Here is a 23,941-nt window from a genome sequence, read left to right as displayed (position 1 = left end):
AAACATTACAGGTTCGGATACCGTCAGCATGAACGACAAGGTCAAGGCTCTTTCGCGCAACATCGAAGCGATCTACCCGCTGGCTCCCATGCAGCAAGGATTGCTGTTCCACAGCCTGATGCATCCTGGCAAGGGCATGTACCTGCTCCAGTATCGCCATGTCATGGTCATGCCGGACCTCGACCTCGCGGCCTTCCGCCAGGCCTGGGCGCAGGTGGTGGAACGCCACGAACTGTTGCGCACGTCCTTCGTCTGGAAGCAGCAGAAGCGCCCGATGCAGGTGGTGCACAAGCAGGTCGAACTGCCGATCACCTACGAGGATTGGTCGCACCTGGGCGAAGGCGAGCAGCAGGATCGCCTTGAGCAGTTGCTCAGCGAAGAACGCGCCGAAGGGCTCGACTTCACCAAGGCGCCACTGATGCGGGTCAGGCTTTACAAACTGGCACCCGACACCTACCAGTTCGTGCGCAGCTATCACCACATCCTCATGGATGCCTGGTGCTTCTCGATCATCATGATGGACTTCCTCAACGGCTACCGCGCCGCCCGCGAAGGTCGTCGACTGAGCCTGCCGACACCGCGCCCTTATCGCGATTTCATCCGCTGGCTGGAAACCCAGAAACCGGAAGATCACCAAGCCTTCTGGCAACAGCGGCTGGCGGGCTTCGACACGCCCAACGAGTTTGGCTTCGGTCATGTTGGCCGCATCCAAGGCGCTGCCGAACCGGTCGAGGACTGTGTCGAATTCCTGGAGTCCGGGCAGACCCAGGCGTTGCAGAGCGTAGCGGCCCAGCATGGCCTTACCCTCAACACCCTGGTGCAAGGCGCCTGGGCTTTGTTGCTGGCGCGCTACAGCGGCGATCGCGACTTGGTATTCGGCATCACCGTCGCTGGTCGTCCGGTGCACCTGCAAGGCATGGAAAGCATCGTCGGCCTGTTCATCAACAGCCTGCCGCTGCGCTGGCACTATGGCCCGGAGGACGGGCTCGGGCCGTGGCTGAAAGCCTTGCAGACCGAGAACCTGGGCCTGCGCGAGCATGAGAGTGTTTCCTTGGCGGATATCCAGCGTTGGAGCGATGTGCAGCGCCAGGATCTGTTCCAGAGCCTGTTCGTCTTCGAGAACGCGCCCATTGCCGCCGACTTGCGCCAGGGGCAGTTGGACTACCTGATCAGCGACATGGCCAACCGCACCCACACCAACTACCCGATCACCGTGGTGATCGTGCCGGGTGAGCGTCTGCACCTGCAATTGACCTATCAAACCGACTGGTTCCTGCGCGAGGAAGTCCAGCAGATGCTGCGGCATTTCCGCACCTTGCTGCTGAACATGGGTGAAGCCCTCGGCGCAAACGCCGGCACGCCGTTGCATCAACTGGCGATGCTCGATGAACGTGAAATCACCCATCAGCACGAGGTTTGGGCCGGTGGCGGGCTGGAGCCCGACGAACAACTGTTGCAGCCGTTGTACGTCGAGCGTTTCCAGCAACAGGTTCGCCAGACCCCAGAGCGCGTCGCAATCGTCCATGGCGAGCAAAGCCTGACGTTCGATCAGTTGAACCGCGCCGCCAACCGGTTGGCCCGGCACTTGCGCGCCCAGGGTGTGGGCAGTGACGACTTGATCGCGGTGTTCGACGAGCGGGGCCTGGACCTGGTGGTGATGATTGTCGCCACGCTCAAGGCCGGTGCCGGTTGGCTGCCGCTCGATCCGCGCAACCCGGCCCAGCGCCTGGCCCAGGTGCTGCGCCAGAGCCGCACGCCATTGCTGATCCATAGCGCGGGGCAGGGCGAGTTGGCGATGCAGGCCCTCGACCTGCTCGAACAGCGCCCCAAGGCCGTGCGCTACGACCCTTCGATACTGGGCAGCTACAGCGACGAAAACCTGAACATCACCGTGCAGGACACATCGTTGGCCTATTGCATCTTCACCTCGGGTTCCACCGGCACGCCGAAGGGTGCGATGGTGGCGCAGGTGGGCATGCTCAATAACATCCTCGGCAAACTGCCGGGGCTGGGGCTCGATGCGGACGACGTGATCGCCCAGACAGCACCGCAGTGCTTCGATATTTCAGTCTGGCAAACCCTCGCCGGCCTGGTGCTGGGTGCGCGCACGGTGATCCTCGGCGACTGCGTGGTGCAGGACCCCGATGCATTGGCCTCGGCCATCGGACGTCACGGCATCAGCATCCTCGAAACGGTCCCGTCCTTGATGCAAAGCCTGCTGGACGCCGGCTTGGAAACCTCGCCCCTGCGCTGGGTTCTTGCCACGGGCGAGGCCTTGCCGCCAGCCTTGGCGCGTCGGTGGTTCGAGCGCTATCCGGCGATTCCGCTGATGAACGCCTACGGGCCGGCGGAATGCTCGGATGACGTGGCCTTTCATCCGCTGCTCGAACGCTTGCCGGAACACCGCATTAATGTACCGATCGGCCGCGCCACGCTGAACAATCGCTTGTACCTGCTCAACGCTGATTTGCAGCCGATACCGGTGGGCGCGGTCGGGGAAATCTTCGTCGCCGGCATCGGCGTCGGGCGCGGCTACATGGCCGACCCGGCACGCACGGCGGCAGTCTTCCTGCCGGATCCGATCGCCAACGACGGTTCTCGCTTGTATCGCACCGGCGACTTGGCGCGCTTCCTGCCCAACGGCGATCTGGAATACGTCGGGCGCACCGACCACCAAGTCAAGATTCGTGGCCACCGCATCGAGCTGGACGAGATCGAGGCTTGCCTGACCCGTTACCCCGGCGTGCGCGAAGCCGTGGTCGTCGCCCGTGACGACCAGCAACGCGCCAAAGTGCTGGTGGCTTACATCGTGGCCGATGGCGCCTGCAGCATCGAGACGTTGCGCGAGCATGTACTGGGCAATCTCCCGGCCTACATGATCCCGAGCGCATTCGTGTTCCTGGAGCGTTTCCCGCTCAACGGCAACGGCAAGATCGACCGCAAGTCGTTGCCTGCGCCGGATTTCGCCGCGCAAAGCCAGGCCCGCTATGTGGCGCCGAGCAGCGAGTTGCAAGGCCAGTTGGTGGAAGCGTGGCAGAGCGTGCTTGGCCTGGGCCAGGTGGGTGTCGAGGACAATTTCTTTGAGCTGGGCGGCCATTCGTTGCTGGCAACCCAATTGATCGGCCTGATCGGCAAGCTCAGCGGCAAGGACCTGCCGTTGCGGGTCGTGTTCGAACGACCGACCATCACCGCCATGGCCGATTGGCTGGAGAACCAGGCAGGCGCAGTAAAACCGTCGCCGACCTTGCTGCCGCGCCCGGAAACGCTGCCGCTCTCGTTTGCCCAGCAACGCCTGTGGTTCCTGCAACAACTCGACCCCGACAGCCCGGCGTACAACCTGGCCGGCGCCGTGCGCCTGACGGGCGAGCTGCACGTCGCTGACCTGCGCGCTGCCTTGCAAGCGGTCCTCGACCAGCACGAGGTGCTGCGCACCGGGTTCATCGGCGCGGCTCAAGGGCCGAGCCAGGTTGTCCTGGCGCACAGCGAACTTGATTTGCCGGTCATCGATGTGGCGAGCGAAGACGCGCTGCACGAACGACTGCGCCGGGACGCCATGACGCCGTTCGCCCTCGACGCGGCACCGCTGCTGCGCGCCAGGCTGTATCGCCTGGCGCCGGAGGCGTTTGTCCTGTCGTTGAATTGCCACCACATCGTTGCCGATGGCTGGTCCCTGCAACTGATCATCGACGGCCTCTGCGAGCAGTACCGCAACCGCCGCCAAGGCTTGGCGGCCCCACGGCCCGCTCCGGCGATGCAATACGCCGACTACGCCGTGTGGCAGCGCCAGTGGATGAGCAGCAAGGCGTGCGAGCAAGAGCTCGCCTACTGGCGAGAGCAACTGGCCGGCGAGTTGCCGGTGCTCGACCTGGCAGCCGATTTCCCTCGTCCCGCCCAGGCCGGCCAGGCCGGTGGACGTGTCGAGCGTCGCTTGCCTGATGACCTGGCGGCACGGCTCAGGGCCTTCAGCGCTCGCCAGGGCTGGAGCAACTTCATTGCGATGCTGACCGCTTTTCAGTTGCTGCTGCGCAGCCGCAGCGGCGAAGACGACATCCTCGTCGGCGTCCCGGCGGCCAACCGGCACCACGCGGCCTTGCAGCCGCTGGTGGGTTGCTTCGTCAACACTTTGGTGTACCGCAAGAGAATCTCTGGCGAGCGCAGCCCGCTGCAACTGATGAGCGAATTGCAGGCCTTGTCCGTGTCGGTCCAGTCTCACCAGGACTTGCCGTTCGACTACTTGATCGAACAGTTGGGCGTGGTCCGGCAGGTGAGTTACAACCCGCTGTTCCAAGTAATGTTCAACTACTTCCCGGGCAACGCACTGGAGCGTTTCGAACTCACCGACGTCATCGCCGAACCGCTGGACAACCGCCCCGACAGCGCCTTGTGTGACCTGCACCTGGACGTGCGCGACAGCGAGCATGGCATCAGCCTGAGCCTGCAATACAGCCGCGATCTGTTCCGCGAGCGGACCGTGCAAGGCATGGCCGAGCAATACCTGGCCTTGCTCGATGCGCTGATCGAACAAGCCGCCCAGCCGCTGGGTGAGCTGGCCTGGCAGAGCGCCGAACGGGCGCTGGCGCGGATTGATGGCCGGGTGGTGGCTGGTCAGCAGGACATGCTCGAAGCCTTCGCGCTCCAGGTTGCCCGCCAGCCCGAGGCGATTGCCGTCGTTGCAGGCAATCAGCACCTGACTTACGCCGAACTGGACCAGGCCGCCGAGGCGCTCGCAGCGACGTTGCAGGCCCATGGCGTCGGTGTCGAAGATCGCGTGGCGTTGAGCCTGCCCCGCGACGCACGCCTGCCCATGGCCATGCTGGCGGTGCTCAAGGCCGGGGCGGCGTACGTGCCGTTGGCCGAGGACACGCCGCCGGAGCGCGGCCGCTACATTCTCGAAGCGGCGCAGCCCACGTTATGCCTGGGCACCGCCGCGAGCCTTAGTGTATTGGCGCAGTGGAACACCGGGCTGCCGTTGCTGGACATCGACACCGGCGGCTCGACCGGCACGCGCAAGCCTGTGGACTGCATCCCCGGTCAACTCGCCTACGTGCTGTACACCTCGGGTTCCACCGGCCAGCCCAAAGGCGTGGCGATCAGCCGTGGCAATTTGATGAACCTGATGCTGGCTGTCGAGCAGGTCTTGCCGATGACGGCCAGTGACCGGGTGCTGGCCTTGACCACCGCGACGTTCGACATTGCCATCGTCGAGTTGCTCCTGCCCCTGACCCATGGCGCCAGCATCCTCCTGGCCGATCGGGAACAGGCGCGGGATCCGCAAGCGATCGATCAGTTGCTGATGACCGGACGACCCACCGTCATGCAGGCCACGCCGGCCACCTGGCGCATGCTCGTGGCGCACACCTCGCGCAGTTGGCAAGGCGTGCGTGCCATCTCCGGTGGCGAAGCCTTGCCGTGCGCGCTGGCCGAAGCCATCGAGGGCAGGGGGGCCAAGGTCATCAACGGCTACGGCCCGACGGAAGCGACCGTCTATAGCACCTTCGAAGTGCGCAGTGGCAACAAAAGCGCGGTCGAGGTGCCGATTGGGCAACCGGTGCCCAATACCGCCGCCTACGTGCTCGATGCCGACCTGCAACCGGTCGCCGCCGGTGTGCCCGGTGAGCTGTACCTGGCCGGGGCCAACCTGGGGCGCGGCTATTATGCTGCCGCGCGGCTGACTGCCGCGGCGTTCCTGCCGGATCCTTTCGTGGCCGGCGCGCGCATGTACCGTACCGGTGACCGAGTGCGACGCAATAGCAATGGCAGCCTGGATTACCTAGGGCGCCTGGATTTCCAGGTCAAGCTGCGGGGCTTCCGTATCGAGCTGGGCGAAATCGAAGCGTTGCTGTCCCGCGTCCCCGGGGTTCGCGAGGCGGCTGTGGTGCTGCTCGGCACTGGGGATTCGGCGCGGTTGGTGGGTTACTACGCTGGCGATGCGCTGGACGAAACGACGCTACGCGCCAGCCTCGGCGCGCAGTTGCCGGACTACATGCTGCCCAGCCAGTTCGTTCGCCTCGACACCCTGCCGTTGAGCCCCAGCGGCAAGGTCGACCGCAAGGCTCTGCCGGAACCGCAGCAGCGTGACGGCCAGCAGGGCGCGCTGTCGAGCGAGTGGGAGCGGACCCTGGCCGGGCTCTGGGAAGAGTTGCTGGGATGCACCGACATTGGTGCCGACGATAACTTCTTTGCCCTCGGCGGACACTCGCTGTTGGCGGCGCGGCTGGTGGCACGCATCGCCGAACAGCATGGCCGGCGCCTGCCATTGCGCAGCGTGTTCGAACAACCGGTGCTGCGCGACCTCGCCGCCACCTTGGCCGAGGCCAGCACCGAGGCCGACGGCATCCTGCGTCCGTTCGAAGAACCCTTTTCGCCGTTGCATTTCACTCAGCAACGCTTGTGGTTTCTCGATCGTCTGCAGGGCGATACCCAGGCCTATCACCTGTCCCTGGCCTTGCGTCTGGACGGCCTCCTGCAGCCGGCTTTGCTGGAACAGGCGCTGGCGCAACTGGTGGTGCGCCAACACAGCCTGCGGACGGTTTTCAGCGATACCGCCGACGGCGCACGCCAACACGTCGAAGACCTCGGCACTCTGCCGCTGAGCTTCGAACCGCTGGAAATCGATGAACACTCGAGCGGCTTCAACCAGAAACTCAGCCAGGAGGCGCAGCGCCCATTCGACCTCACCGCGCCGCCGCTATGGCGGGTGCGGGTCTACCAAGGTTCGGGCCGAAGCGTGCTGCAGGTGACCTTGCATCACATCATTGCCGATGCGCGCTCGTTGGAGATTCTCTTCGACGAACTGCAACGGATCTACCAGGCCCTGCTGGAAGAACGCGAGGCTTGCCTGCCAGCCTTGCCGCTGCAGTTTTCCGACATCGCGGCCAGTTGGCAAAGCCCGGCGGGGCAGGCGCGGATCGAGTCGCAGCTTGATTACTGGCGAGCCACCCTGGCGGGCGAACCGCCGGTGCTGAACCTGCCAACCGACATGCCGCGGCCCGCCGAGCAGGGCTATAAGGGCCAGCGCCTGCGCTTCAACCTGCCGGCGACCCTGGTCAAGCACCTGCGCGAGACGGCGCAGCGCCATGGCCTGACGGCTTTCGCACCGTTGCTGGCCGCCTGGAAAACCTTGTTGGCCAGGCACTCGGGCCAACGGGAAATCTGGATCGGCCTGCCGGTCGCTCATCGTCATCAGGCCCACACCGACAACCTGATCGGCTATTTCGCCACCACCCAGGTCTTGCGCAGCCACCTCGATCCCCAGCAATCGGTCTTGCAGTTCTGGCAGCAGTTGCAAGCCGCGCACCTGGCGGCGCAACAGCATGCCGACGTGCCGTTCGAGCGCTTGGTGGAAGCCTTGCAGGTGCGCCGCGATCTCAGCCACACGCCGCTGTTTCAGGCGTTGTTCAACCTGATCCAGCGCGATGCCAACGCCGGGCTCGAACAACGCTTCGCCGGCTTGCCGGCGCAACGGCTCAATGTCGAAAGCGACAGTGCCCTGGTGGACATCGGCCTGCACATCGAGCAGCAGGGCGAGGAGTGGCAATGCGTGCTGGAATACAACACCGATCTGTTCCTGGCACAGACCGCGCAACGGTATGCCGATGAGTTCCGCTATCTGCTCGAAGGCATGTTGCAACAACCGGATGCGCGTCTCTGGGACATCGACCTGGCCAACGCCGACCATGCCTTGGCCCAGCGTCCATGGAATCGTCCGGCGCAATCCGTGACGCCGGCAGTGGACGTCATCATCCGCTTCGAAGAGCAGGCCATCCTGACGCCCGATGCGCTGGCGGTAGATTGCCAGGATCAACAACTGACCTACGCGCAACTCAATGCCATCAGCAATCGCCTGGCCCATTGGTTGCGGGCGCAAGGTGTCGGCACGGATGATCTGATTGCGGTCTGCCTGAGCCGTGGCCCATGGCTGCTGCCGAGCCTGCTAGGGATCCACAAGGCCGGCGCGGCGTACCTGCCACTGGATCCGCAGCACCCGAGCGAGCGCCTGGGTTTCATCATCGAGCATGCGCGTCCGGCCTTGGTGCTCACTGAAAGCCTTTGCGCCGAGGCCTTGGGCGGCGTCGACCAGGTTAAGCTCGACGGGTTGGCGCTGGACACCCGCAGCGACACCAACCTCGCGTTGCCGATTGATCCGCAGCAGCGCGCCTATGTGATCTACACCTCGGGCTCCACCGGTACACCGAAAGGCGTGCAGGTCAGCCGGGGCAACCTGAGCAATTTGCTGGCCGGCCTCGATCGCTTGCTGCCGCTCGGTGCCGAGGATGTCTGGCTCGCCAGTACCACGTACGCCTTCGATATGTGCAAGCCGGAGCTGTTCCTGCCGCTGGTCAACGGCGCGGCCATTCTGCTGGCTCGTCGCGAGCAGGTAGTCGATGGGCATCAGCTGTTCGAGCTGCTGCGCCGGGCCACGGTGTTCCAGGCCACCCCCGCTGGTTGGCAGATCCTGCTGGAAACCGGCCAGGCCGATTGGCCGCCGCTGCGTGGCCTGATCGGTGGCGAAGCGGTGCCCGGTGAGCTGGTGAATGAACTGCGTAGCCGTGGCGTGGCGCTGATCAACGCCTACGGCCCGACGGAAACCACCGTCTGGTCGACCACCCAGGCATTGCAGGACGTGCCGTCCGGCGTCGCCGACATCGGTGCGCCGTTGCTCAACACCCGCTGCTACGTGCTCGACGACATGCTGCGCCCGGTGCCGCTGGGCGCGACGGGTGAGCTGTATATCGCCGGCTCCGGCGTCACCCGGGGTTACCAGCACGCACCGGCCACCACGGCGGCCGCGTATTTGCCTGACCCTTATGCCGACGAACCGGGCAGCCGCATGTACCGCACCGGTGACCTGGTGCGCCGCCGCGACGACGGGCGGCTGGCCTATGTCGGGCGCGGTGACTTCCAGGTCAAGGTGCGCGGTTTCCGCATCGAGCCCGGCGAAATCGAATCGCTGCTGCGCCGTTACCCCGGCGTGGAAGAAGCGGTGGTGATGATCGATTCCCGCAGCCTGGGCCTGTTCGCCTGGTTGCAGGCACCGAACCCGGTCGATCAGGCGGCGCTGCGTCGGTATCTGGAAGGCGTGTTGCCCGGCTACATGATTCCGGCCGGCTTCATCGAACAGCCACGCTTTGCCCTCAATGCCAACGGCAAGATCGATCGCAAAGCCTTGCCGGCACCGCAGCCGTTGGCGATCCAGGGTGTGGCGCCGCGCAACGAACTGGAGCAGCAACTGGCGGACATCTGGCAGGAGCTGCTGGCGCTGCCGCAGGTCGGGGTGTTCAACAGCTTCTTCGAGCTGGGCGGTCATTCGTTGTTGGCCATGCGCTTGATGACGCAAGTCGAGAGCCGTTTCGGCGTCAAGCTCGAACTGCGCAGCCTGTTCCAGAACCCGACGATCGCCGCGCTCGCCGAACAGATAGAAAAACCCCAGGGGCCGTCGACCGACGAAGCTCTGGACGAAATGCAGCGCCTGTTGGCCGAGATGGAAATGTAAGGATGAGTACGATGACGCAACAAGCTTTCCTGGAGATTGCGCAGCGGCTGGCATCCTTGCCCGCGGACAAGAAAAAGGTCTTTCGCCAGCGCCTGACCGAGAAGGGCATCGACAGTTGGCGCCTGCCGATCGTCCCCGCCGTGCTCGGCGAAGGCGAACCCAGGCCGTTGGCGCAGGCGCAGCGGCGCTTCCTGTCGGCCGAAGCCCTGAGCAGTCGCGCGCTGTACAACCTGTGCTCGGTGCTGCGTTTCGATGGGCGCCTGGACGGCGCGCGTTTGCAGCAGGCGATGCAGCAGGTGGTCGATCGTCACCAGATCCTGCGCACGCGCTACAGCCCAGACGCCGGCGGACAGTTGCAGCCCCATTGCGAACCACAACAGGTTCAATTGCCAGGCGTCGAACGGTTGGCCATCGCCGCCTCCGAACTCGAGCAATGGTGCGCCGATGAATACGCCCGCCAATTGGCCGAGCCCTTCGACCTGGCGCAGTCTATGCCTTGGCGCTGGCAAGCATTCAGCGACGCCCAGGAGCATTCCACCTGGCTGTTTTTCACTATTCACCACGTTGCCTATGACGCCTGGTCGGCCCAGCAACTCACCCTCGAACTGGCCGAGGCTTACCGGGCGCTCGCCTCGAACCAGCCTGTCGCGCTACCCGAATTGCCCATCCAATACGCCGATTTCGCTGCGTGGGAGCATGAATGGCTGGACAGCGACAGCTGCCAGCAGCACATCGATTTCTGGCGCGACCAACTGGCCGATGCGCCTGCGCCGATGGCATTGCCGCTGGATCGCCCGCGCCCGGCGCCCACACAACGCCGCCACAGTGGCGCGGTCCTGGCTCGGAAACTCCCGCCGCAACTGACGACCGCGGTCGAGACGGCCATCCGCAATCATGGCGTGACGTTGTACATCTATGGTCTGACGGCGTTCAGCTGCCTGCTGTCGCGCTACAGCGGCGAGACGGACCTGTGCCTGGGCACATCGGCCGCCCAACGTGACCGTCCGGAACTGGCGCCGTTGATCGGTCCGTTGCTCAATACCCTGGTGATTCGCCAGCGCCTGCAAGACAACCCGGACTTCGGTAGCGCGTTGCTGCGCACCCGCGACACCGTCGCGGCGGCGTTCGACCATCAGCAGTTGCCCTTCGAAAACATCCTCGCAAGCCTTGAGCGCCCGCGTTCGAGCCCGTTGTTCCAGGTCATGTTCGTCCAGGTCGATCTGCCCGAAAGCCGCACCCTGGCCTTGCCCGGCGTGGCGGTCGAAGTGCTCGACCCGCCGCAACGCCACGCACGTTTCGACCTGACGTTGCGCATGGTGCGTACCGCTGACGCACAGCTGCGCTGCGAACTGGAATACAGCGACGAATTGTTCGACGCTGCCACGGTCGAGCAAATGCTCGACGACTTGCTGGCGATTTTCCACGAGGGCTCGGTTCATCCGCAGCGGCGCCTGTCGGACCTGCAACTGGTCTCCCCGCCGAGCGAACTGCGCGGCCCTGTCTTGGAAGCGACTGCGTTGCCCTTGGACCAGCAAGTGCTGCACTGGGCCACGCACACGCCGAATGCGGTGGCGTTGTGCAGTGTGGACCAGCGCATTGATTACGCCACGCTCGGCGCGGCCAGTCGCCAGATGGCCGCACGGCTGGCCGGGCAGGGTGTTGGGCCGGGGCAGGTGGTCGCACTGTGCATGCCGCGCTGCTCTGAACAACTGCTGGCAACCCTGGCGTGTTGGCAGCGTGGCGCCACCTGCCTGTTCCTTGACCCGGCACAACCGGCCCGGCGACTCGCGCAACTGCTGCAAGACAGCGGCGCGAGCCTGTGGCTGACATTGGCGCAAGCGCCTGAAACCGACATGGGCATCCCGTGTCTAGTGTTGAGCGCCGCCGACTGGTCGATTAACGTGAACATCGGCCAGGACGAAAGCCTCAGCCAGCCGCAATTGCCTGCGTACCTGATCTACACCTCGGGCTCGACCGGCCAGCCGAAAGGCGTGCAGGTCACTCATGCCAACCTCGCGCATTACGCCAATGCCGTCGGCCAACGCTTGCAAGCCAAACCGGGCAGCCGATGGGCGACCTTGGCAACCGTCGCCGCCGACCTCGGCTTGACCTCTGTCTTCGCTGCCCTCAATGCGGGCGACGTGCTGGTCTTGCCGCCGGCATCGTTGGCCTTCGATCCGCCCGGCTGGGCCGATTTTCTCGACCAGCATCCGGTGGACTGCCTGAAGATCGCCCCTTCGCACCTGCGTGGCTTGCTGGCACTGGATGATGCCGGTCGTGTCCTGCCCAAGGATTTGTTGATCCTTGGGGGCGAGGGCTTTGACCAGGCGTTATTGGCCAAGCTTCGTGAACTGGCGCCGCAACTGCGGATCTTCAATCACTATGGCCCGTCGGAAACCACGGTCGGCGTGGCCTGCGGAGAAATGCTCGACGCCGATGCGTTCGAAGCGGGTCAGTACCTGCCGTTGGGCCAGCCACTGTCCGGCTGTGACTTGCGCATCGTCGATAACCACGACTGCTCGGTGCCGCTGGGTGTCGCCGGTGAGCTGCTGATCGGTGGTCCGCAGGTCGCCCAAGGCTACCTCGGTCAGCCTGAATTGACCGCGCGTGCGTTCGGCTCCTCCGCCCAAGGCCAGCGTTTTTATCGCAGCGGTGACCGGGTGCGCCTGGACCGCCAAGGGCGCCTGGTATTTCTCGGGCGCCAGGACGATCAGGTGAAAATTCGCGGTTTCCGCGTCGAACCGGGCGAGGTCAGTGCCTGGCTCAACGCCCAGCCCCAGGTTCGCGAGGCCGCGGTGCTGGCCTGGGAGATAAAAGGGCGGACGCAACTGGTGGCGTATCTCAGCCCTGCGGTGACCACCGAAGCCCTCGCCACGCTGCAAGCCGAGGCCAGGCGGCAACTGCCGGAACACATGGTGCCGGCCCATTGGTTGGCACTGGACACGCTGCCATTGACGGCCAATGGCAAGCTGGATCGGCGTGCATTGCCGGAGCCGGCCACCGATGAACCGGTCGCCGAAGCCGCCGAGCAACCCAACAGCGACACCGAACGACGCCTGGCGCAACTGTGGTGCCAGATCCTCGGGTGCGCGCAAGTTGGCCGTGAGGACGATTTCTTCGCCCTCGGCGGGGACTCGATTCTCAGCCTGCAATTGATCGGCCTGGCGTCCCGGGAAGGGCTCAAGCTGCAACCACGGGACGTACTGCAGCATCCGACGTTGGCGGCCATGGCCCTGTGCATCGACTGCCGCGCCGAGCCAGCATTGCTTGCCGTGCTGACGGCTTTTCGTGAGCTGCTCGGGCAACCTGCCCTCGGGCCGGATGCCGACTTCTTTGCCATGGGCGGCGACTCGATCCTCAGCTTGCAGTTGATCGCGCGCTTGCGTCAGGCCGACTTGCGCCTGATGCCCCGGCAACTGTTGGAAAACCCGACCCCTCGGCAACTGGCCAAGGTGCTCGCGCCGGTTGTCGCGCCGGTCGCTGAGGCCGTGCCGCCGAGCGAGGACGCGGGGCAACCGCAACCGCTGTCCCATGCCCAGCAACGGGTGTGGTTCATGCAACAGTTCGATCCGGCTGAAACCGCCTACAACGTCACCCAACTGCTGGCCTTGCGCGGCGAGCTGGACGTGCCCCGCCTGCAACGCGCCTGTCAGGCGCTGGCGGCCCGTCATGACGCGTTGCGCTGTCGTTTCTTCGAAGAGCGCGGGCAAGTCTGGCAACGTCTGGACGACACAGCTGTGCCAATCTTCAACGTCCATGACATCGGCGGCCTGAGTGACTCGGAACAGGACGCGGCTATTGCCAGCGCGGCCAGGCGCGTATTCGACCTCACGCAAGGACCGCTACTGGCCACCGATGTGTTTTATGTTGCGCCCGGTGACTATCGCCTGCTGTTCAACGTGCACCACATCGCTGTGGACGGCTGGTCGATGGGCTTGCTGGTCCAAGACCTTGCAGCGCTTTATCAAGACCGGACCCTGCCGGCGGCAAGTGCTTTGCTGCCGCTGCTCAAGACACAGCGGCAGCGCTTGGACGGCGCGCACGGCAAGGATTTGCTGGCCTATTGGCAACAACGCCTGGAAGGCCTCGGCAGCGAGCCGCTGGAACTGCCCGAGCAATCCACACGGCCGGCGGTGCAGACGTTCAGCGGCGCGCGAGACGAATATGTCCTGCCCGGCTCGCTGAGCACGGCGGTCGAGACCCGGGCGAGGGCGCTTGGCGTCACGCCGTTCGTGCTGTATTTCGCCGCGTACCAGTTGTTGCTCTGGCGCCATGGTGGGCGCAATGATTTCGCCGTCGGCTTGCCGGTGGCGGGACGTGAGTCCGTCGAGAGCCAAGCGTTGGTCGGGTTGTTCGTCAACACATTGGCCCACCGTGTGCAGATAGATGGCCGCCAGAGCCTGCAAGCGTTCGTCCAGGCCCTGAGCCGCCAGTTGACCGAGGACCTGGCCCATCAATCGCTGCCGTTCGAGCAGTTGTTGGACGTGCTGGATGTCGAGCGCAGCCTGGATCGCACACCGCTGTTCCAGACGATGTTCAACTATCAGGTCGACCATCAGGATTCCCGCAGCCTGAACCTGCCCGGCATCAGTGCCCAGGCGCTGGCGCTGCCGGGTGGCGTGGTGAGCGCCAAGTTCGACCTGACGTTCAACCTGTTCACCCAAGGTCGCGGTGCCGAGGCGAACACCGGTTTGATCGTCGAATATGCCACGGCATTGCTGCGTCCTGACATCGCCCAGCGGCTGGTTGAGGATTACCAGGCGTTGCTCGCCAGCCTGGCGGGCCTGGACCTTGATGCGCGCTTGCTGGAGCTTCCGCTGCGCTCGGTTGCGACCCTGGCGACTGCCGGGCAGTCGCTGCCGTTGCACGACGAAGCGGATTGGGTGACGCGTTTCGAAGTACAGGCCGCGGTGCATCCCGAGCGTATTGCCGTGCATTGCGCGGATCGTCAACTGAGCTATGCCGCGCTGGAGGCCCAAGCCAACCGCTTGGCACATTGGCTGCTGGCCCAGGGCGTCGGGCCCGAATCGTTGGTTGCTTTCTGCCTGCCTCGGGATGAGCGCCTGCTAGTGTGCATGTTGGGGATCCAGAAGGCCGGTGCCGCCTATCTGCCCCTCGACCGCGCTCATCCGCCGGCTCGCCAGGCGCAGGTGCTCAACCGAGCGCAGCCGCATTTATTGCTCTGCGATTCGACAACTGCGGATTGGCCTGCCGAGCTGCGCATTTGCCTGTGGGCAGACCTGTCGTTGGCGCAATTGCCCGCGCAGGCGCCGGGATTGCCTAGGCACCTCGGGCAATTGGCCTACACGCTCTACACCTCGGGATCGACCGGGCAACCCAAGGGCGTGCAGATCAGTCGTGGCAACTTCGCCAACTTCCTGCTGGCCATGGAGCAGGCGTTGCCACTGGACAATGTGCAGCGTTACCTGGCCTTGACCACCGTTACCTTCGACATTTGCGGCCTGGAACTGTGCCTGCCGCTGGTGCGTGGCGGCGCGGTGGTCCTGGCGGACGAGGACGAGCGCCAGGATCCGCTGTTGCTCGCACGCTTGATCAAGGAACAATCGGTCGACCTGATCCAGGCCACGCCCGCCACCTGGGCGATGCTGTTGCAAGGTGATCGCCAGGTGCTGGAAGGACGAGTGGCCCTGGCCGGCGGCGAGGCGGTGTCGGCGGAACTGGCCAGCGAACTCAAGCAGCACGTGGCTCGATTGATCAACGTCTACGGCCCGACCGAGACCACGGTGTGGTCGACCCAGACGCCCATCGACACGCTGCAATTGCCTGTGGCGCCGATAGGCCGGCCGTTGCTCAACACCCGCTGCCATGTCCTCGATGAACACCTGTGCGAAGTGCCTCCAGGCTGCGTCGGCGAACTCTATATCGCCGGGGACGGCCTGGCCCGGGGTTACGCCGGGCAGCCGGGGCTGACCGCCGAACGCTTCATTGCCGACCCGTTCGGTCACGGCGGTCGTTTGTACCGCACTGGTGATCTGGCGCGGTGGCAGGCCGACGGCCAGCTGTACTACCTCGGACGTACCGACGACCAGATCAAGTTGCGCGGCTATCGCATTGAACTGGGGGAGATCGAGGCCGTCTTGCTGAGCCATCCGCAATTGCTGCAAGCCGTCGTGGCCGTGCAAGGCGAGCACCTCGTCGCGTTCTGGGTTGCAGAATCGAACGCTGCACCTGATGAATCGGCTGTGCGCGAGTATTTGCAGGCGCGCTTGCCGATCTACATGGTGCCGACGCACCTGCAAGCACTGGATCGGTTGCCGCTCAACAGCAACGGCAAGGTCGATCGCAAACAACTGCCGCGCTTGCAATCGACTGTCGGCAGCGCGCCGGCGACCGGACGTACGCTGTCGGCCAGCGAGGCCTTGCTGGCGCAGATCTGGGCCTCGGTGCTGAACGTGCAAGACGTCCCGGCCGGTGGACATTTCTTCCAACTGGGCGGGCATTCGCTGATGGCCGCCCAGGTCCGTGGCCGCCTGCGTGAGCAGGGCTTCGAGGTGCCCTTGCGCTGGTTGTTCGAAACGCCTGTGCTGGCGCAACTGGCCGAGCGAATCCAGGACCTTGCCGCCGAGCAGGATCTGGCTTCGCTGACGGTCCCAGCGGTGGACCAAGGCATCGAGCAGCCACTGTCCTCTGCGCAACAACGGGTCTGGTTGATGCAGCAACTGGATCTGGCCGACAGCAGCTTCAACATGGGCAGCATCGTCCGTTTGCGCGGGCGGCTTGATGCCCAGGCTTTGGAGCGTTCATTGCAGCGATTGGTGAGCCGACACGCCATCCTGCGCACCACCTATCACTCCCGTGGCGGCGAACTGCGCCAGCGCATTCACCCGCAGTCGGCGGTGGTACTGCAAACCCTTGCCTCGACTGAAACACAGTGGACAGTTGAAGCCCGGGACATGGCGCTGCGTCCGTTCGATCTCGGCAGCGAGGCGCCGCTGCGAGTGGTCCTGTATCGCCTCTGCGAAGAGGATCATGTGCTGCAGATGGTCATGCACCACATCGCCTCCGACGGCTGGTCCGGCGCGGTGCTGGTCGATGAGCTGATCGAAGGCTACGAGGCCTACAGCTGCGGCGCGCTGCCCACCGAGCAAGCATTGCCGATCCAGTATGTCGACTACGCCGTTTGGCAAGGCTCGGCCGCGGTCCAGTTGCGTCAGCGCGAAGGCCTGGATTTCTGGCGACGGAACCTGGCGGGCATCCCCGCGCAGGTGCCGTTGCCGTTCGACTTTCCACGTCCGGAGCGTGACAGCGGCGCCGGGGCGGCGGTGGATTTCCAACTGTCGCCCGCTACGGTGGGTCGCTTGAAAACCTTCGCCCAGGACAGCGGCACATCGCCGTTCATGGTCCTGCTGACATGCTACGCCGCCGTGCTGCAACGCGAGACGCAGGGCCGCGACCTGGTGATCGGAACGGACGTGGCGAACCGTGACCATCCGGCCACCGAATCGCTGATCGGCTTCTTCGTCAACCTGCTGGCCTTGCGTATCCGCCTACAACCGGAACTGAGCTTGCGTGAGCAGGCCTTGCAAGTCCGTGAGGTTTGCCTGCAGGCGTTCGCCTGGCAGGACACGCCGTTCGAGCGGGTCGTCGAATGCCTGGAGCTGCCGCGCGTGGCCAATGTCCACCCGCTCTTGCAGACCCTGTTCGTGCTCGACAACACGCCGCGCCAGCAGCGCCAACTGGGCGACCTGCAGGTCGAGCCGCTGACGGGCGAGCAGCACCACTCCAAGTTCGACATGGCCCTGTTCGCCAGCGAAGACGGTGATGCGATCAGCCTGCGCTGGGTGTACCGCACCAGCCTGTTCCGCCCGGCCACCGTCGAGCGCTTGCGCGGTGCCTTCGAGTCGCTGCTGGAGCTGGCGCTCGGCGCGCCGGACACACCAATCGATACTTTGATTGCAACTGTAAAGGGAGCTGCTGCAATGTCCACGGACAATCCGCTGCAACGCAAAATGAGCAAATTGGGCAAGATGCGCCAGAGCGGATCGGCGGCGACCCGTGAGCCCATCGAAGCCCGGCCGCTGCGAGAGGACTCGAAATTTCCGTTGCTGGTTTCCTTGCGGGACCGCGAGTTGGCCCCGGCCATCTGGGCCGAAGCCAACCGCGACAAGGTCGAGAACTGGTTGCGTGAGCACGGCGGCATCCTGTTCCGTGGCTTCGACCTGCCGACCCCGGCGGATTTCGAGGCGTTCTGCCAGGCCCTGTGTCCGCAGTTGTACGGGCAATACGGTGACCTGCCGAAGAAAGAGGGCGGCAAGAACATCTACAAGTCCACGCCATACCCCAAGGATCGGATGATCCTGTTCCACAACGAAAGTGCGCACCAGCACCGTTGGCCACGTCGGCAGTGGTTCTACTGCGAGACGCCGGCGACGTCCGGTGGCGCGACGCCGATTGTCGACAGCCGCCAGGTCTACCGTGAACTGCCGGCCTGGCTGCAGGCGAACCTGCGGCGCAAACAACTGATGTATGTGCGCAATTTCAGCACCAGCCTGGACGTCAGTTGGCAGCACTTCTTCCAGACCGAGGATCGAGCCGAGGTCGAGCGGATCTGCCGTGAGAGCAACATCGAGTTCCAGTGGCGCGGCGCCAACGACCTGCACACCCGCCAGGTGTGCCCGGCAGTGATCCTGCACCCGTTGACCGGCGAAGAGAGCTTCTTCAACCAGATCCAGTTGTACCACCCGGCGTTTCTCGATGCGGATATCCGCGAGCAGTTCCTGCGTGACGGCGAGTCGGCCATGCCGAGACAAGTGTTCTACGGTGACGGCTCGGAACTCGAACCGGCAGCCATCGACGCCATCAATGCCGCCTACGACCGGTGTGCGGTGCGCTTCGACTGGCAGCAGGGCGACGTGGTGATGCTCGATAACATGCTGGCGGCTCACGCCCGGGATCCGTTCGAGGGCGAGCGCAAAATCGTCGTGGCCATGGGTGAAATCTACGCCCGCCACCAAGTTATGGCCGCCCCGGCGCAGGCTGAAGAGACACTTGAAGAGTTGACCCCATGATGGACCTTGGACTCACGCTTTCACCCCAGCAGAAACAACTGGCCCAGGCCAATCCGCACGCCTGGCGCTGGGTGCGCATGTCATTGACGGGCGTTGCCGCAGGCACCGTGGAGCAACGCTTGCGCGACAGCCTGGCGCAGCACCAGGCGCTGTGCCTGCGCTACGAGCGTCCGCTGGGCGCCACCGGGTTGCGCCAGCGGGTGATCGAACCCCAGGCATTGCGCCTGGACTGGCGCCAGGGGCGCGCAGCCGACGGGTACGAAGCGCAGGGGTGGCTGGAAGAGGCCCAGCGTCATTGCCAGGCCGAACAGCCCGACGTGTTGGCCTGGCTGCTCGATGATCAGCTATTGCTGGCGGTCCCTGTGTACTCGCTGGACGCCCGCAGCCTGGTCCAGTTGCGCGAGCACTTGCTCGGCCGCGCGGCGCGGCTGGATGACGAGCCCATGCAGTACGCGGACTACGTCGAATGGATCAATGGCCTGCAACTGGATGAAGACGCCGAGCAGGGCGCGCAGTTCTGGCGCAACCTGGCCTTGCAAGACGTTCCGGGCATGCGCCTCGTCGAGCGCTACGGTATCGCCGATGGCCGTCACGCGGTGGTCCGCCAGCCACTGGCGCCGACCTTGCCGGCGCTGTTCACGGCACTGGCCGATCGCGAAGGCGTGGCCGTCGAACAACTGGTGCTCGCCGCTTGGGGATCGCTGCTTGGCAGGCTTAATGGCCAACGCCAGGGCCAACTTGGTTTGCAGCACGACCCCCGCGACAACTACGAGGAGCTGACCGGCGCGCTTGGGGTGTTTGAACAGACGTTGCCGATGGTGGTGCAGATGTCCGAGCACAGCACCCTGGTCAACTTGGCCCGGCAACTGGCCCGGCAATTGGAGAGCGCCGTCGACTGGCAGGAGTACGTCGGCCAGGCGCAGTTGTTGCCGGAGTGGCGTGCCAGTTTCCAGGCCGGATTGCAGGTACTGCGCGTGCCGCAACCGGACGCGTTGCAATTGCTGTCGTTTGACACGCCGGTCGAGCTGCAACTGCAGTTGATCCTCGACGCCCAAGGCAACTGCGAACTGGCGCTGGCTTATGATCGCGGGGTGTATCGCGGCGAGCAAATGCAATCGTTGCTCAGGCGTTTCGAACATTGGCTCGGCCAAGTGGTGCAATCGCCCAACGGGCTGATCGATGGCATCGATGCGCGCCTGCCCGAGGAGTCCCTCGCGCCGCCGCCGAATCCTGACCTCGGAGCGGACCTGGACATCGTCGCGGCCCTGCGCCGGCATGCCCAGGCACAGCCGGATCGCCCGGCGCTGCGTTACGCCGACCAACTGTTTTCATACGCTGAACTCGATGCCCTGAGTGACCGCATCGCCGGCAGCCTGGACCAGGCGGGCGTGGGTCGTGAAGACGTGGTGGGGCTGTACCTGCCGCGCGGCGCGCAGATGCTGGTGGCGATGCTCGCCTGTTTCAAGGTCGGCGCCGCGTACCTGCCATTGGATCCCCAGCAGCCGCCGCTGCGCCTGGCCGGGATACTCGACGATGCGCAACCGGCATTGCTGCTGCACCTGGAGGGCCTGTTGCCGGACACGTCGTTGCGCACGCTGTGCTGGTCACAGGCGAGCAACGGGCCGCTGCTCGCTATACCTAGCTCCGGCACCGCGCAGGACCTGGCCTACGTGCTCTATACCTCGGGCACCAGCGGCAAGCCCAAGGGGGTGCAGATCGAGCAAGGGCAATTGCGTCATTACGTCACCCAAGTCACCCGCGCGCTGCGACTGCCCGAGGGCGGGCATTACGGGCTGGTGTCGTCGCTGCTCGCGGATTTGGGCAACACCGTGCTGTTCCCAGCGTGGCTGCAGGGCGGTTGCGTTCATGTGCTGGCGCAGTCGACCGTGACCGACGCACAGGCCTTTGCTGAAGAGCTTCGGCGTCATCCCCTCGACGTCCTGAAAATCGTCCCGTCGCACCTCGAAGCCTTGATGGGCGAGCAGGCCGCCGACGTATTGCCACGGCAAGTGCTGGTATTGGGTGGAGAACCGATTGGCGAGGCGTTGCTTGCCCGCCTGGCCCAGGCCGAACCAACCTGCCGGCTGTATAACCACTATGGCCCGACCGAGACCACCGTCGGCGTACTGTGGCGGGCCATCGATCTGGCGCTTGGCGTCAATGGCTGCGCCTTGAACCAAGTGCTGGGGGACAACCGCGTTCATTTGCTCGACGAGCAGCAACGATCGGTACCCTCCGGCCAGGCCGGCGAGTTGTGCATCAGTGGCGCCAGTGTCGGCAGGGGTTACGTCGGCAATGTCGGCGGCGGTGCCTTCGGTGTCGATCCTGCCAGCGGTCAACGCTTGTACCGCACCGGTGACTTGGCGTTGCGCCAGGCCGACGGAGCCCTGCGCATTCTGGGGCGCAACGACCAGCAAGTGAAAATCCGCGGGTTTCGCCTTGAACTGGCGGAGGTCGAGCAGGCGATGCTGGCCCAGCCGGGCGTCTTGCAGGCGGCTGTGCTGCTGGATGGCGAAGGCGATCACGCTCGGTTGTTGGCCTTTGTGGTCACGGACGAGATTCAATTCCAAGGCGCGGACCCGTTGCGCGCCAGCCTGGCTCGGCAATTGCCGGACTACATGCTGCCCAGCGGTATCTTTGCGCTGAAGGCCATGCCGCTGAACAGCAACGGCAAGCTCGATCGCAAGCACTTGCTCGAGCGCGCCCGGCAGCGCTTGCAACATACGCGCGTGGAACCGGAGGGCGAACTGGAGACCGCCGTGCTCGCGATCTGGTGCGACGTGCTGGGTGTCGATGAACTGGGCGTGACCGACAACTTCTTCAGTGTCGGCGGGCATTCATTGGCCGCGATCAAGGTGGTGTCGCTGATCCGTGAACGGTTGGGCGTCAGCCTGCCGACCAACCTGCTGTTCGAGCGGCATACGGTGCGTGATCTCGTGCGTGGCCTGGGCGAAACGGGCAACGGTCCCTGGAAAGTCCTGAACGAGGCCGATCCGCAGGCACCGGCCTTGCTGCTGGTGCATGGCGCACAAGGGCACTTGCAGGCGTACCAGCCGTTGCTGGAAAACCTGCGCGGCGCAGTAGCCGTCTTCGGTCTTGCCGCCCTGGAAAACGGCTGGGCCAGCGACGATATGGACACGCTGTTGCGCCAATACGTGGCGAGCATCCCGGTGCAGCTCAAAGAGCGTCCGCTGGTGCTGTTGGGCTGGAGCCTCGCCGCGCGCCTGGCCTTGTTGCTGGTGCCGCATCTGCAAGCCAGCGGCTTCAGCGTCGAAGGCCTGGTGGTGCTCGATCACGATGCCCAGCGCAGCCTGGCCGGCGAGGGCGACGAAGCGGGCCAGCTGATTGCCGATTTCGCGTTTTATTGCCGCAGTCATGGCCAGCCGATCGGAGAATCGCTACGGGAGCGATTGACGGGGCTGTTGGCCGGCCTTGACTATGCCGAAGGTGTCGCTCGGCTGCTCGACGATGAGCAGGTGCGCGGGGATCTGCGATGGGAAGCGGCGGATGCTGGACTGCTGGCGCTGATGACGCAATATCGGGCGATCAAGACCCGTTTGTACGAGCAGGCCTTGCCCACCGTCGAGGTGCCGGTCTGGCTGTGGCGCGGCAATGCCCATGGCGACTTGCGCGCGCAATGGCAAGCTCATGCGCGACAACCCGTCAGCCAGTGGACGCTGGACGTGGGGCATCATGAGATGCTCGGCGAGCCGCGCCTGGTCGAAAACCTGCTGCCTTTACTGTTGCAACCCTCTGCCAAGGTGGTGTCGGTCCCATGATGTTATTGAAAGAATTGCTGCACAACGCGCGGTGGCGCATTTTCCTCGCGGTGCTGAGCAGTGCCTTGAGCGCGGCCACCAGCATCGGCCTGATCGGCTACATCAACCGCTGCCTGGAACAAGGTCTGGACGACCTCGGCCAGGGCTTGCTGCTGTTCGGTGGCCTGCTGGTGCTGTTGTTCATCAGCGGGGTCACCTCGCAATGGTTGCTGGTGCAGATCGGCCATCGCCTGGTGTACCAGCTGCGCTTGCGGCTGGTGGGCAAGGTGCTGGGGACGGCACTGGAACGCATCGAGCGGTTGGGCAGCCCACGCATCTACAACGCCCTGACCAAGGACGTGACCACCGTCGCCACGGCATTCAAGCAACTGCCGATTTCCTTGTACAACGGCTTGCTGTTGTTGGCGGGGCTGGCCTACATGGCGTGGTTGAGCCTGCCATTCTTCGGCCTGACGCTGGCGGTGATTGTTATCGGTGTCGGTCTCGATGTGTTGTTGGGGCGCAAGGTCAAGACCTTGATGCAGGCTGTCCGGCAACAGGATGATCAACTTACCGAGCAGTTCGAAGCGGCGATCCAGGGGCGTTGCGAACTGGGCCTGAGCCGGGAACGCCGGCATTTGCTTTATCAACGCAAGCTCGAACCTATTGCCCGAGCGTCGCTGGACGCATCGGTACGCGCCGACACCTTGTGGGCGGTGAACCTGAACTGGACGACGTTGCTGGTGTTCGTGCTGATCGGCACGCTGTTTTTCCTCGGCCAGGGGCTGGGGTTGCTCAGCCAGCAGGTGGTGGTTGGCTACGTCCTGGCAATCATGTTCCTGCGTACGCCGATCTCGATGATCCTCGATGCCATTCCCGCGGTTATTCGCGGCCATGTCGCCTTGCAGGCCATCGACGCCTTGGCATTGGGCGAGACGGTGGAGTTCAAGACGCCCGCGCAAGCGGCGCAGCCGTTTCGCGAGCTGCGCCTGTCGGATGTGCATTACCGGTATGCCGGCAAGAACGAGGAATTCGCCTTTGAACTGGGGCCGATCGACCTAACGATCCGGCGGGGCGAGTTGATTTTCATCGTCGGTGGCAATGGCAGCGGCAAGTCGACCCTGGCCAAGCTGTTGACCGGGCTCTACGTGCCCGCTGCGGGCGAAGTGTCGCTCAATGGGGTGGTGCTCGATGCTGGCACCAGCGAATGGCACCGCGAGCACTTCGCCGCGATCTTCGCCGACTTCTATCTGTTCGCCGACGTGCTGGGCGAGGCAGGCGACCATGAAGGATTGGAGGCTCGGGTGGACCACTATCTCGAGCGCCTGGGGCTCGCCCACAAGGTCGAATTCGCCGCCGGGCGCCTGTCCACCACTGCGTTGTCCCAAGGCCAGCGCAAACGCCTGGCCTTGCTGCTACTGATGATGGAGGGCCGTGAAGTCTTCTTGCTGGACGAATGGGCGGCGGACCAGGATCCGGTGTTCCGCCATGTGTTCTACAACGAGTTGCTGCCTGAGCTGAAAGCGGCCGGCAAGACAGTCATCGCGATCACCCATGACGACCGCTATTTCGATGTGGCGGACCGGGTCTACCGTCTCGACTACGGCCACCTTGTCGACTATGACCGGGCGACGGAGAACCCCTTTCAACTGGCGCAATGA

General features: G+C 64.7%; 4 protein-coding genes. All 4 read left to right on the top strand.

The features are described from left to right. Window positions 1–28: 28 nt before the first annotated feature. From J3P79_RS14665 to J3P79_RS14650, 4 genes are read left to right on the top strand one after another with little or no spacing between them, the layout of a single operon-like run. The gene (locus J3P79_RS14665; RefSeq protein ID WP_434603576.1) at window positions 29–9,493 is read left to right on the top strand and encodes an amino acid adenylation domain-containing protein; all 9,465 of its coding nucleotides are present in this window, start codon (window positions 29–31) and stop codon (window positions 9,491–9,493) included. 11 nt (window positions 9,494–9,504) lie between these two features. Beyond that, window positions 9,505–18,522 (top strand): amino acid adenylation domain-containing protein, encoded by a 9,018-nt coding sequence (locus J3P79_RS14660; protein ID WP_434603574.1) that lies wholly within the window; start codon window positions 9,505–9,507, stop codon window positions 18,520–18,522. After that, window positions 18,519–22,301, top strand: a complete 3,783-nt coding sequence (locus J3P79_RS14655; RefSeq protein ID WP_434603572.1) for a non-ribosomal peptide synthetase — start codon at window positions 18,519–18,521, stop codon at window positions 22,299–22,301. Before J3P79_RS14660 ends, J3P79_RS14655 begins: the two co-directional genes overlap by 4 nt. After that, entirely contained in the window at window positions 22,298–23,941 is a 1,644-nt protein-coding gene (locus J3P79_RS14650) for a cyclic peptide export ABC transporter (protein ID WP_434603570.1), read from the top strand. Before J3P79_RS14655 ends, J3P79_RS14650 begins: the two co-directional genes overlap by 4 nt.

The organism is Pseudomonas sp. R1-7 (genome assembly GCF_051132105.1).
In the GTDB taxonomy this organism is placed as follows: Bacteria; Pseudomonadota; Gammaproteobacteria; order Pseudomonadales; family Pseudomonadaceae; genus Aquipseudomonas.
This window is presented reverse-complemented; position numbering and strand designations above follow the sequence as displayed.